The 12,337-nt window shown below is 37.4% G+C and carries 10 protein-coding genes and 1 pseudogene; 8 read left to right on the top strand and 3 right to left on the bottom strand.

Features of this window, described 5'->3' with window-relative positions; translation table 11 throughout:
* Window positions 1-109: 109 nt before the first annotated feature.
* From H5161_RS18640 to H5161_RS18630, 3 genes and pseudogenes are all read right to left on the bottom strand, one after another.
* Window positions 110-529 (bottom strand): annotated as a pseudogene (locus H5161_RS18640) (YdcF family protein); the annotation flags it as partial.
* 54 nt (window positions 530-583) lie between these two features.
* A complete protein-coding gene (locus tag H5161_RS18635) occupies window positions 584-1,471 on the bottom strand; it encodes a LysR family transcriptional regulator (protein ID WP_002961689.1) in 888 nt (295 codons plus the stop codon).
* Window positions 1,472-1,881: 410 nt separating this feature from the next.
* Window positions 1,882-4,251 carry an EAL domain-containing protein gene (locus H5161_RS18630; protein ID WP_182738206.1) on the bottom strand — a complete coding sequence of 790 codons (2,370 nt, stop codon included), beginning with the start codon at window positions 4,249-4,251 and terminating at the stop codon, window positions 1,882-1,884.
* A gap of 292 nt (window positions 4,252-4,543) precedes the next feature.
* On the opposite strand from H5161_RS18630, the gene pyrC reads away from it, so the two are divergent.
* From pyrC to H5161_RS18590, 8 genes are all read left to right on the top strand, one after another.
* On the top strand, window positions 4,544-5,596 hold the full coding sequence (gene pyrC, locus H5161_RS18625) for a dihydroorotase (RefSeq protein ID WP_024595527.1): 1,053 nt from the start codon (window positions 4,544-4,546) through the stop codon (window positions 5,594-5,596).
* Between the two features lie 438 nt (window positions 5,597-6,034).
* Entirely contained in the window at window positions 6,035-6,238 is a 204-nt protein-coding gene (locus tag H5161_RS18620; protein WP_002961702.1) for a cold-shock protein, read from the top strand.
* A gap of 1,069 nt (window positions 6,239-7,307) precedes the next feature.
* A complete protein-coding gene (locus tag H5161_RS18615) occupies window positions 7,308-8,078 on the top strand; it encodes a DUF3450 domain-containing protein (RefSeq protein ID WP_024590812.1) in 771 nt (256 codons plus the stop codon).
* Between the two features lie 6 nt (window positions 8,079-8,084).
* Window positions 8,085-9,449, top strand: coding sequence for a MotA/TolQ/ExbB proton channel family protein (locus tag H5161_RS18610; protein WP_002961707.1), 1,365 nt, complete (start codon window positions 8,085-8,087; stop codon window positions 9,447-9,449).
* Window positions 9,449-9,973 carry a MotA/TolQ/ExbB proton channel family protein gene (locus H5161_RS18605; protein ID WP_002961709.1) on the top strand — a complete coding sequence of 175 codons (525 nt, stop codon included), beginning with the start codon at window positions 9,449-9,451 and terminating at the stop codon, window positions 9,971-9,973. Before H5161_RS18610 ends, H5161_RS18605 begins: the two co-directional genes overlap by 1 nt.
* A gap of 14 nt (window positions 9,974-9,987) precedes the next feature.
* On the top strand, window positions 9,988-10,392 hold the full coding sequence (locus H5161_RS18600) for a biopolymer transporter ExbD (RefSeq protein ID WP_002961710.1): 405 nt from the start codon (window positions 9,988-9,990) through the stop codon (window positions 10,390-10,392).
* Window positions 10,392-11,009, top strand: coding sequence for an energy transducer TonB (locus H5161_RS18595; RefSeq protein WP_024590813.1), 618 nt, complete (start codon window positions 10,392-10,394; stop codon window positions 11,007-11,009). The genes H5161_RS18600 and H5161_RS18595 overlap by 1 nt, the downstream gene beginning before the upstream one ends.
* Window positions 11,010-11,020: 11 nt before the next feature.
* A complete protein-coding gene (locus H5161_RS18590) occupies window positions 11,021-12,280 on the top strand; it encodes a tetratricopeptide repeat protein (RefSeq protein WP_039487403.1) in 1,260 nt (419 codons plus the stop codon).
* The last annotated feature ends 57 nt before the right edge of the window (window positions 12,281-12,337 follow it).

Here is a 12,337-nt window from a genome sequence, read left to right as displayed (position 1 = left end):
GAGTATGTTCGTTAATCATAATGTGCCCTCAAACAAGATTTGAAGATCTGATCATGACATTGAGATTTAGTTCAAAAAAATCCCCGCTAATTTCTTAGCAGGGATTTGTGTATAAGAGACAGCTATTAGTGGTATTTTTATAACCCCCGCCTGAAACGATAAGCTCTGCATTAGGGTAGTGTTTCGCCAGTTTTACACCTTCGACTAAGCGCGTTAGCGGACAATTACCTAATTGATTATTTGAACTTAAAGCCGAATTTGGGTTTATATCGCAACCTAGTACAACTATTTTGTCTATTTTTGGATGCTTTAGAGTATTAAATGCAAGCGACTCAGGTTCATTATTATGGATAATTAAATTGGCGATAAAGGGTGTGCTCAATGCAAGTAATACAATTAAGCTTAAAGTAGATAAGAAGAGAGCTGATTTGCGGCCTTTAAATGCCAGTAGGAGCATCAGGCACGCAAATAAACCAAATAGAGGCAGTGGCATAAGTAAACCACCAATCATTTTTTTAATAACAAACATAAGAGTTAAACGCTGTAGAGTTAATTACAGCGATATTACTTATTATATTGATGATTATCGACCGTTATTTAGCTTACATGTATTTAAAAAGTGACGATAAACAGGGTTATCTTTCATGTCTTTTTTCATCGCTAAATACATAGGGCGAGTAAGGCCAAGAGCGCCTAAAGGAATTGATTTAATTAAGCCTTGGCTTTCATAAGGTGTAACTAGCCAATCGGGCAAAGCAGCAACGCCCATGCCAGCACTTACTAGTTGAAAAATAAGTAGTCCTTGGTCAACCGTTTTTAGTGTACCGTCAAAACGAGCATTTTGAATGAAATGCTTAAATATATCTTGGCGTTCACGCGGGATAGGGTATGAAATAATAGTTTCGTTTTTTAAATCAAGCGCTGTTACATACGCTTTTTTAGCAAGTTCATGATCCGGCGCCACAATAAGCTTCAATTTAAAATCAAATAAGTGCGCGTATTCTAATGTGTCGGGTTCGCGTATGTCAGACGTTAAAACTAAATCGAGCTCATCGCTTAGTAAGTCAGGAATAGCGTCGTAACTAAAGCCACGTTCATAATCAATTTTTATATCAGGCCAAAAGTTATTAAATTCTTTAATAGTAGGTAATAACCAATGAAAACATGCATGGCATTCCACGCTCAAACGTAGTTGAGAAATAGGCTGGTTTAAGCTTTCTTTTAAACGACATTTAGTCGCTTCCATTTTTGGCAATATTTCGTGAGCTAATTCAAGTAATAGCATTCCTTGAGGGGTAAAGCGGACTGGTTGAGTTTTACGCTCAAATAATTGGCAATCCAATTTATTCTCTAAATCTTTGATTTGATGAGATAAAGCAGACTGTGTCAAAAATAACTCTCGTGCTGTATTAACCAAAGATCCTGTTTCTTTTAGGGTTGCTATGGTTTTTAAATGTTTAATACCAATCATCTTTAAAAATTCTCATGGGAAAAGTGAGTTCAGCTCAGATTAATTACATACTACGCCTATATAAAAAACGTTTCAACGTCTAGATGGCTAAAATTATGCGTCTTATTGCAGTTTATCGCTATGAATCGTGAAAATATTAGAGTTAGTAATGATAAAAGTCATTTGAAAACTGGTTTGATGAGTTTTAGATGAGTTTGCTTCATGTTGTATTTTAAATATAACGATTGCTGTGCGTTTTAGCTCAGCGTGAGTTTTAACCATGCTGATAACGGTATGAGGTGAGGTTTGTTGAATGCTTACTTTAGATTGTGCTTTAAAAAATAGAGTCGTTTTGCCTTATAGCTTAAGTTTAGCTCAATGGGAGAGTATATGCGTAATACCTAAGCCAGCGACCTACTCGCTGGCTCTTTTTATAAGGATTTATTAATTAGTAATATGGCTTCTTTGGCAGTAACAGGTTTTGATTTTAAAAAGCCTTGGCCATAGTCGCACGCGGTGGATTGCAAAATAGTTAATTGCTCAACTGTTTCTATTCCTTCAGCTACAACTTCAAGTTTTAATGATTGCGCAAGTGATAAAATGGCTTCAACAAGTGGGTTAGTAGAATCCTGTAGATGGTCAATAAAGCTTTTATCTATTTTTAAAATATGAATAGGCAATTGGTGCAAGTAGCCTAGTGCTGAATAACCTGTTCCAAAATCATCAAGACATAATTTTACTTTTAAAGGTGAGAGACCTTCAATTATTTGAGTGGCGAGTTCTAGATTTTCTATTAAGCCAGATTCGGTAATTTCTAAGCATAAAGAACCTAGAGGTAATTGGTACTTATTATAAATGGAATGTATTTGCGCTACAAAATCGAGGCTTGCAAAGTGTCGTGACGATACATTAACGGTGACTTTTAAAAAGCGATGGCCTTGTTGGTGCCAATTTGAAATATGCTGGGCCGCTAAATCAAGTAAATGTAAATCAAGATTTATAATTTGCCCTGTAGTTTCAGCTATCGGTATAAAGTCATTAGGGGGTACAAACCCTTTTGTAGGGTGATGCCAACGAACAAGTGCTTCAAAGCCGATAACTTCACTGGTAGTAATTGTGAAAATTGGTTGAAAATAAAGTTCAAACTCGTTGTGTTCAATACCGTGTTGTAAGTCGTTTTCTATATCGGCATGGGTTTTAAGTTTTTTACGCATCGTGTTATTAAAAAACTTTACCTGACCACGTCCGGTTGACTTAGCTTCATACATAGCGGCATCGGCTTGTTGCAGTAATATATAAGCTTTGTCGTTTACGTTATCTGTATAGGCAACCCCAATACTCGTTGATGCTTGGAGTAAGTGGTTATCTATATTTAAAGGTTTTGATAATGCGTTTTTAATGCGGTTTAAAGCTTCATTAACTTGGTTTTTATGCGTGATGTTTTCCATAAAAATTGCAAATTCATCGCCGCCTAAACGTGCAAATGTATCCGTGCTTCGTACTGTACCTTTAATCAAGTCGCATATTTTTATAAGGAAGTGGTCCCCAACTTCATGCCCGAGCGAATCATTAATACTTTTAAAACGGTCAAAGTCTAGATACAACAGGGCATGGCTAGTACTCTTTTTAGCACGCGTTAAACGTAAAATAGCATGTTTTATACGTTCAATAAGTAGTGAGCGGTTAGCAAGGCCTGTAAGCTCGTCATGTAATGCTTTGTGCTCAAGTTCTTGGCGGGCTAATTGCCTATCAATTGCCATACTTATTTGGCGACTTACATACGTTAGAAGAGCACTATCGTGTTCGTTGTAATGCAGTGTTTTATCGTAGCTTTGTACAACGATAACCCCGCTTATACGATCACTTGTTTGAAATGGAACACCTAACCAAGACTCAGATTGCCGACCTACCATTTTAAAATCACCGTTATTAATGTGACTTTGAAAGGCATCTTTGTTGAGTAATAGGGTTTGCTCTGTTTTTAGAAGGTAATATGAAGCGGTGTCTTTAAGTTGTTCTTTAGATATTTTTTGATGGGTTTTAGTGTTTATACCTTCTTCGACTATATAAACGAGGTCAAGTATATCTACTTTTTTGTCGTATAGAGCGATAAAAAAGTTATCGGCTCGAAGTAAGTTATTTATGATTGAATGCAAGGCTTTAAAAAATGTATCTAGGTCATTCGCTTTGTAAGTTAGGTTAGCTATTTGTAATAAGCTGTTTTCTAATTTTTGTGCATTGTTGAGTTGCTCAACTGTTTTTTGTAAGTTGTTTACTGTATTAACCTGGTTAATCTTGGCACTGAGTAAGTGAGCAACTGTTGTAAGAATTTCAAGGTGTGCATTGGTAAAATAACCTTTGATTGGGTGCTCACAATCAATAACACCTAAAACTTGTTCTTTATATATAAGGGGAACACATAGTTCTGATTGAGCAGGGCGTTCATCAGCGATATAACGGCTGTCTTTCGTTACATCGTTAATAATTACCGCTTTTCCGGTCGTTGCAACTGCGCCCGTTATACCTTCACTAAAACGTATTATTTTACGTTCCGCTTGATATTTGTCCCGCGCGTGTGCAATACCCATTGATGCAACTTGGTTTAATGTATTTGCATTATTGTCAGCTAGATATATGACACAATCAACAAACCCTAAGCGATTTACAACGTGCGTTGTAACATACTCAAACAATTCTTCTAATGTATCGAGTTGCAATAGGCTAGATGAAAATTGATTAATGATACTTAGTTGATCAGTTTTTATCTCAAGCGCTCTAGTAGCATCGGTTTTATAAGACATAGGCAATTTATATTGTTCTTTTTATTTTTAAATTCGCAGTTAAGTTAACCTAATCTTGGGTTTTTGTACAAATTAAAGCGATGAGTGGTTTCAATACACTGTAAAGTTTTAATATAGCGAGTTTTAATTAATCATAAATCATTACAATAAGCTAATAACATTGAATTTGCTCATTGTGCTTTAAATAGTACCTCAGTAATTTTATCCATATAAAAACTTTATTTTTAATAAAATCTTTACTCGAAAACATCATATGCCTATGATCGGATAAATTCAGCCGTGGAACAAAGTAATGACAAGTAATAATACAAACTCTGTAACAACCCTTACTATCACTCGCCCTGATGACTGGCATGTACATTTACGTGATGGTGACCAGTTAAAAGACACTGTACGCGATATTAGCAGATACATGGGCCGCGCTATTGTTATGCCAAACCTTGTTCCGCCAGCAACGTGCACAGATACGGCATTGTCGTACAGAGAACGCATTATGTCTGCAAATCCACAAGGCAACTTTGAGCCATTAATGGTTTTGTATCTCACGGATAAAACTACACCAGATGAAATAATAAAAGCTAAAGCGACAGGTAAAATAGTAGCAGCTAAGCTTTACCCTGCTGGCGCTACCACTAATTCTGACTCGGGCGTTACATCAGTAAAAAATATTTATCCAGTTTTAAAAGCAATGCAAGAAGTAGGCATGTTGCTGTTAGTGCATGGGGAAGTGACAGATTCGTCGATTGATATTTTTGACCGTGAAAAAGTATTTCTGGATACAATTTTAGGAGATGTAGTAAATGACTTTCCTGAGCTTAAAATTGTACTCGAGCATATTACGACTAAAGATGCAGTAGAGTTTGTTGTTAATGCACCTAGCAATGTAGCGGCAACAATTACAGCGCATCACTTGCTTTATAACCGCAATCATATGTTAGCGGGTGGAATTCGCCCACATTATTACTGTTTGCCAATTCTCAAGCGTAACATTCACCAGCAAGCATTAATGGCTGCAGCAATAAGTGGAAATAAAAAATTCTTCTTAGGAACTGACTCTGCACCACATTATAAAGATAAAAAAGAAGCAGCTTGTGGGTGTGCTGGTGCATACACGGCTCATGCCGCTATTGAATTATATGCTGAAGCATTTGAGGATGCAGGAGCTTTGGACATGCTTGAAGGGTTTGCAAGCCACTTTGGCCCTGATTTTTACGAATTGCCGCGTAATACAGATACAATTACATTACAAAGAAAGCCGTGGAAAGTACCTGCAAGTTATACATTGGGCGACTCTGAAGTTGTGCCTATAAAGGCTGAAAATACAATGGATTGGTCTGTCGAATAACCAATAATATATTTAAATCTAAAGCCGCTTAATTTTTAATGCGGCTTTTTTGTTTGTGCTTTTGATATTATTGAAGCGTAATTCGACGACAGGGTGGTTGTAGGTGGCTTTTGATCTCGCTTACAGCAATAAATATTACAATAATACTTATAGCTTTTTGCTTGTAAATTAGTCAGTTAAAGGCGATTTAAAACAAATTTATATTTTTAAGAAATAATTCCTAATTAATAGAGCGAAAAAAAATATAATGTGTTAATCTTACCTTGCTTTGAGTTTTTATGTATTGAATTTACGGATATTGTGCTGCGTTTAAGGTTACCGGTTAGGTTATTACTTGTTCCTGTACTGTACCTCCATATTTTTGAGCATTGACTCAGGGAGGATATTGCCATAATAATATGGCTGAATTTTAATTATTGACTTACAGGAAAATTTAGTATGTCGGTTACTGGTAAAGTAAAGTTTTTCAACGAAGCTAAAGGCTTTGGTTTCATTGAACAAGAAAATGGTCCTGACGTGTTTGTACATTTCAGCGCAATCACTGGTTCTGGTTTTCGCACTCTTAGCGAAGGTCAAGCAGTGACATTCAGCATCAAACAAGGTCAAAAAGGCCCTGAAGCTGAGAACGTAGAAGCAGCATAATTTATTATGTGAACTCTAGTTCATCTTGGTGAAGCAGGTTTCTGTTTCACCATAATTCCCCTTCCTTAAATCTATTTATTTCATACCTCAAATTCTCCTTTTTTTAAACTTAAAAAACTACTCAAACATTCTATCTTTGCAAAGCTAAACAACTAATAATCTAACGGACAAAACAATCCTCTAATACTTTTAAAAACCATTCATAAGAATTTATTCAATGGGCCTGATACCAGCTTAAATAAAATCGATGCTCAATATCCATCCATGCAAATTCTGTTTTAAGCTTACTCTGTGTGACGAAGGCTACTCATTGATAAGGGCTTCTAGGTGCTTCTATTACTTTATTATGTGAACGTAAAGCTTCATTTATAGTGTATTACTAATAAAGTAGGATAACTCTTCATGATTAACTTAATCACTGAATTAACCTTAACGTTAAAATAGTATTAAAGAATACTTTAAAGCGGTAAATATAACCTGTTTAATTATCAAAAGCTTTTATGCTGCTAAAAGAAATGCATTGTTGAGTTTATTATTACTATTTATGGAAAAACACGTTTTAAAATAGTTTTAAAAGTAACGTATATAAAGCGTGAGTATCCGATATTAAATATTATCCAGTGTTGTTTTTTTGTGCGACAAATGGTTTGTTTTTTCAGATGAAGTGTAACTGAGGCGATAAAACACGATAAAATCGTGTAAAAAATAACTTTTGTTATATCAATTTATATTTTTTTTAGTTTTTTTTCAGTGCTAATTCAGCTTTAGCTAAATGTTGCAATAATGTTGTTTTATGTCAGTGCAATGCGAATAAATACACCCCTTAAAAGGCTTTAATAGAAATATTAAGAAAAAGCTTCGTTGCAATAATGTTAACTGTTGTGGGCTGGTACTTTCGTTTAAGCATTAACTTAGCTATTTATTTACTGAGATTAGTAAACATCAAGTTGACAGCGCTAATTGCATTTAGCATTATTGGAAGGTTGATATCTATTAAAAGATATCAGGGTTGTTCTCCTCGGAGGATAATTAAATTATAAAAGTAACATTACTTAATTGGTTGGGAACTATGTCTGTTAAAATCAGAAAGAGTCTTGTAGCAACTGCGTTGGTTGGCGCATTTGCATTTGCAAGCAGCAATGTGATTGCAGATCCTTTGAATGACGTGCAAAAAGCAGGTCAACAAATTCAAAAGGCTGCTGTTAAGTCTCAAACTAAAATTGACAATGTATATGGTCAAACTCAGGAGCTAATCGCTGAGTACCGTAGCGTTGTTGATGAGACTGAACTTATGAAAGTGTATAACGATCACGTGTCGCGCTTGGTTGATAGCCAAAACGCTTCAATTGAATCGTTTGATCGTCAAATCGCGACTATTGATAACACTAAACAAAACGTTGTGCCTTTGATGTATCGCATGATCGATACGCTTGAGCAATTCATCAAAGCGGACGTTCCATTTAATCTTGAAACGCGTTTAGGACGTGTTGAAAGACTACGTGAGATCATGGTTTCTGCGTCTGTAACGACGTCTGAAAAATTCCGTCAAGTACTTGAAGCTTACACTATTGAAACAGCATACAGCTCTCTTGTATCTGCTTCACAAGGTACTCTAGAAGTTGATGGTAAAAGCATTAACGTTGATATCGGTCAGTTAGGTCGTATCACTTACGTTGCTCAGTCTTTTGACTTGAAACATGCTTGGGTGTGGGATAACAACACTAAACAGTGGAAAGAATTAGGCGAAGAATACCTAAAACCTGTTAAAGAAGTTATTCGTATGGCGCGTAAGCAAGCGACATTAGAACTTGTTAAACTACCTATCTTTGGCGCGGAGTAATCAATAATGAAGAAACTATTTAAAGGTTTTGCTGTTGCAGCAGTACTAACTGTTTCTGCAGGTACCGCGCTTAATGCACATGCAAATACTGGAGCTCTAGATAAAATTCTTGAGCAAGTAAAGCAAGAGCGTATCTCTGAAGGTAAAATCAATAAGCAACGTGAGCAAGAGTTCTTATCAGAACGTGCTGACAAGCAAGCATTACTTAACAAAGCTAAAAGCCAACTTGCTTCTGAGAAGTCTCGTGGTGAAAGCTTAGCTAAGCAATATGCACAAAACGAAAATACGCTAGCTGAAAAAGAAGCAGCTCTTCAAAGTGCCCAAGGTACTTTAGGTGAGATGTTTGGTGTTGTACGTCGTGCAGCTCAAGATGCTATCGGTTCTATCGAAGCGTCACTAGTTAGTGCTGAAAAACCAGGTCGTGCTGAAATCTTACGTTCGTTAGCAGCTGCTAAAGAACTTCCTACAGTTCGCGAACTTGAAGAACTTTGGATTTCACTTCAAACTGAAATGACAGAATCAGCTAAAGTTTCAACTTTTGAAACTGAAGTTGCTGGTCTTGACGGTAACCCGTCAATGAAAAAAGTAACACGTATCGGTAACTTTAACTTAGTTACAGACGATGGTTACTTAATTTATTCACCAGAGACTAAGTCTATCCAGCCTCTAGGTAAGCAACCAGACGGTTATATCTTAGACGGTATCACGGCTCTAGAAAATACATCACCAGATAACTACGCTGGTGTTTACATAGATCCGACTCGTGGTGCTATCTTACGTATCAACACTCAAAAAGCGACCCTTATGGAATACTTCCATCAAGGTGGCGTAGTTGGTTATATCATCACGGCTTTACTTGGCCTAGGTATGCTAATTACTCTAATCCGCTTTGTTGACCTTACACTTACTACTAGTAAGATTAAGAGCCAGCTTAAAAATGTTGCTACACCGAATACAAATAACCCACTGGGTCGTATTCTTAAAGTGTACCATGACAACAAGAACCAAGATGTTGAAAACCTTGAGCTTAAACTTGATGAAGCGATTCTACGTGAAACGCCACGCATTGAAGCTGGTATCAATATAATTAAGATTCTTGCTGCAATCGCACCGTTACTTGGTCTACTAGGTACAGTAATCGGTATGATCTTAACGTTCCAAACAATCACATTGTTCGGTACGGGTGATCCGAAGATCATGGCAGGTAACATCTCTCTAGCACTTGTAACTACAGCGCTAGGTCTAATTGCTGCATTACCACTAATTCTACTTCATGCTCTTGTAGCTGGTCGTAGTAAGTCGGTATTACACATCCTTGATGAGCAAAGCGCGGGTATCGTTGCTACTCACGCGGAGAAGGAGAAAGCCTAATGCTAGTCCTGATGGAGATATGGGAATCTATCAGGGATTTTGTTGGCACAGGCGGCCAGGTTTTATACGTGGTCGCGATAGCACTCTTTCTTATGTGGGTTTTAATGATTGAGCGCTATTGGTTCCTACTTGCAGAATTTCCTCGCACAGCGAAAGAAATTGTAGCAAAGTGGGATGCCCGCCAAGACACTACGTCTTGGTACGCACACAGAATCCGTGAAGCATGGATTTCTGAAGCGTCTGAAAAATTAGATCAGCGTATGTTGTTGATTAAGACATTAGTAGCTGTTTGTCCTTTAATAGGCTTACTTGGTACTGTTACTGGTATGATCTCGGTTTTTGAAACCATGGCCAACCAGGGTACGGGTAACGCACGTTTAATGGCATCAGGTATTTCAATGGCAACAATCCCAACAATGGCTGGAATGGTTGCGGCATTATCTGGAGTATTTTTTAGCTCACGTCTTGAGACAAAAGCTAAAATGGTGAAAGCCAAACTTATTGATAGTATGCCTCATCACTAGAGAGAGAATTAAATATGGCACGTAAACAACGTTTTCGTGAAGAAGAAGAAGCAGCGGTTGATATGACGCCAATGCTTGACATCGTATTTATCATGCTTATTTTCTTTATCGTAACTACATCGTTCGTTAAAGAGGCTGGTATCGAGGTCAATAAACCTAAAGCGGCTCAAGCTACTAAGCAAAAAAATGCTAACATTTTTATTGCTATTCGTAGTAACGGCGAGATCTGGATTGATAAACAGCAGGTTGATGTTGAACGTATTTCAGCAAAAATCGAAAGTTTATTAGCAGAACAACCTACTGAAGTTGTAATTTTGCAAGCTGATAAAGAAGCAAAACACGGCGTAGTGGTTAAAGTTATGGACCAGATTAAAGCGACGGGTGATAACCTGAGAATTTCAATAGCTGGAGATCAGTAATGATTCGTTTTCTGTTTTCACTGATTGCAGGTGGGGCAGTTACTTTCGGCTTGTTCTACTTCATGGCATTCCTCATCTCTGGTGGGGCTGACCGTAATACGGAACAAAAAGAGCAGATCATAGTCGAAATAATGACGAATCCGCCTGAATCTAAGGTGCAGGAGAGGAAGCGTGTACCGCCTCCTCCTCCGCCACCACCAAAGCAGCCGCCTAAACCGCAGCCGCCACAGCCGGAAAATAATAATCCTAATCCTGGTGCTATGTCATTTAATATGGGTAGTATCGATATAGGTAGTTCAGCTGGTGGATTGAGTGGTCCTGGTGCATTTGGACGAGATGGTGATGCGACACCTATCGTTCGTATAGAACCAAAATATCCAACGCAAGCAGCACGTGATGGTAAAGAAGGTTGGGTTCAACTTTCATTCACAATTGATGAGTTAGGTGGAGTAACTGACGTTGAAGTAATTGACGCAGATCCGAAACGTATCTTTGACCGTGAAGCTAAACGTGCACTGCGTAAGTGGAAGTACCGTCCTAAGATCATTGACGGAAAACCACAGAAACAACCAGGTTTACAAGTTCAATTAGACTTTAAACTTAACCAAGGCAACTAAGGAGGCGAGTAATGAGAAATTTTTCTAAAGTAACTGCTCTTGCAATTCTTATGTCTGTGTCGGGTGCTACTTTAAGTGCATCTGTTTTAGCAGCGCCGGATTACGCAAAGATTGAAGAGCGTAAAAAAGCAAAAACTAAAATCATGGGCGAGCGTACTGGTAAAAAAGTAATTAAAGCATTTGATTTGTACAACGAAGAAAAAGTTGATGAAGCAATTGTTTTGCTTAGGGAAATTGACCCTTCGAATGACTTTGATAAAGCGACCGTAAATCGTTACTTAGGTAGCATGTACGCTCAAAAAGAAAAGTATGACGAAGCGATCAAGTACTCTAAGCAGGCCGTTGCACCTGATGTTTTAAACTTTGCTGACCAAGAACAGACACTTAAGTTGTTAGGTGACTTATACGCTGGTACAGATAAGTTCCAAGAAGCTAAAAAAGCATATTTAGCTTGGATGGACTTTACCGGTGAAGAGGACCCTACGGTTTATACACGTATTGCTCAAGCTAATTTCCAGCTACAGCAGTTTCGTGATGTTTTTGAACCAGCAGATAAGGCAATAAAACTTCAAAAGGAGCCAAATAAAAGCCCTTTCCAACTAAAATTAGCTGCATATTTTGAACTTAAAGATTATGCAAACATGGTTAAAGTTGGCGAAGAAATTGTTCGTGTATGGCCTGATGATAAAAAAGCTTGGGTTAGCTTAGGTAAATATTACCTACAAACTGAAGATTATTCTAAAGGTCTAGCAACTATGGAAGTTGCATACAAGAATGGTTACTTTGAAAATGAAGTTGAGTATAAAGTCTTATCTAACTTTTACTCTCTAAATGAGATCCCTTTTAAAGCAGCTGTAACGCTAGAAAAGGCCATTAAGAGTGAAAAAGTAGAACGTACAAAGCAGAATGTTAGCGCGATTGCGAGTAATTACCATCGCTCTAAAGATTTAGAAAAAGCTGCTAAGTACTACGAAGAAGCTGCTAAATTTGATGATGATGCTGAGTACTATCGCAAAGCTGGTTCATTACTTTTACAATCTGAAAAATTCAGTGCTGCTATTGTTCGCTTGAATAAAGCATTAGAGCTTGGCTCTGACAAAAAAGGCACAATTTATTCAGATTTAGCTGAAGCGTATTACTACCAAGGTAAGTATAAGCAAGCATATGCTGCAATTACTAAAGCTATGGATGACCCTCGCACACGTAAGTTTGCAAAAGGTTGGTCTACATATATTAAAGACAAAGCCGCTCGCAACGGTGTTAAAATTTAATTTTAATTAGCTTAAGCAACTTATAAAAAGCCCCTCTGGGGCTTTTTTTATTGGAAC

Source organism: Pseudoalteromonas sp. SG43-5 (genome assembly GCF_014164345.1).
GTDB lineage: Bacteria > Pseudomonadota > Gammaproteobacteria > Enterobacterales > Alteromonadaceae > Pseudoalteromonas > Pseudoalteromonas distincta.
The sequence above is the reverse complement of the archived record's forward strand: the minus strand, read 5'-3'. Positions and strand labels throughout refer to the sequence as shown.

What these genes read in the sequence shown, in the direction of transcription:
- H5161_RS18635 (WP_002961689.1), bottom strand. Translation starts at nt 1,471, where the DNA reads ATGATTGGTATTAAACATTTAAAAACCATAGCAACCCTAAAAGAAACA.
- H5161_RS18630 (WP_182738206.1), bottom strand. Translation starts at nt 4,251, where the DNA reads ATGTCTTATAAAACCGATGCTACTAGAGCGCTTGAGATAAAAACTGAT.
- pyrC (WP_024595527.1), top strand. Translation starts at nt 4,544, where the DNA reads ATGACAAGTAATAATACAAACTCTGTAACAACCCTTACTATCACTCGC.
- H5161_RS18620 (WP_002961702.1), top strand. Translation starts at nt 6,035, where the DNA reads ATGTCGGTTACTGGTAAAGTAAAGTTTTTCAACGAAGCTAAAGGCTTT.
- H5161_RS18615 (WP_024590812.1), top strand. Translation starts at nt 7,308, where the DNA reads ATGTCTGTTAAAATCAGAAAGAGTCTTGTAGCAACTGCGTTGGTTGGC.
- H5161_RS18610 (WP_002961707.1), top strand. Translation starts at nt 8,085, where the DNA reads ATGAAGAAACTATTTAAAGGTTTTGCTGTTGCAGCAGTACTAACTGTT.
- H5161_RS18605 (WP_002961709.1), top strand. Translation starts at nt 9,449, where the DNA reads ATGCTAGTCCTGATGGAGATATGGGAATCTATCAGGGATTTTGTTGGC.
- H5161_RS18600 (WP_002961710.1), top strand. Translation starts at nt 9,988, where the DNA reads ATGGCACGTAAACAACGTTTTCGTGAAGAAGAAGAAGCAGCGGTTGAT.
- H5161_RS18595 (WP_024590813.1), top strand. Translation starts at nt 10,392, where the DNA reads ATGATTCGTTTTCTGTTTTCACTGATTGCAGGTGGGGCAGTTACTTTC.
- H5161_RS18590 (WP_039487403.1), top strand. Translation starts at nt 11,021, where the DNA reads ATGAGAAATTTTTCTAAAGTAACTGCTCTTGCAATTCTTATGTCTGTG.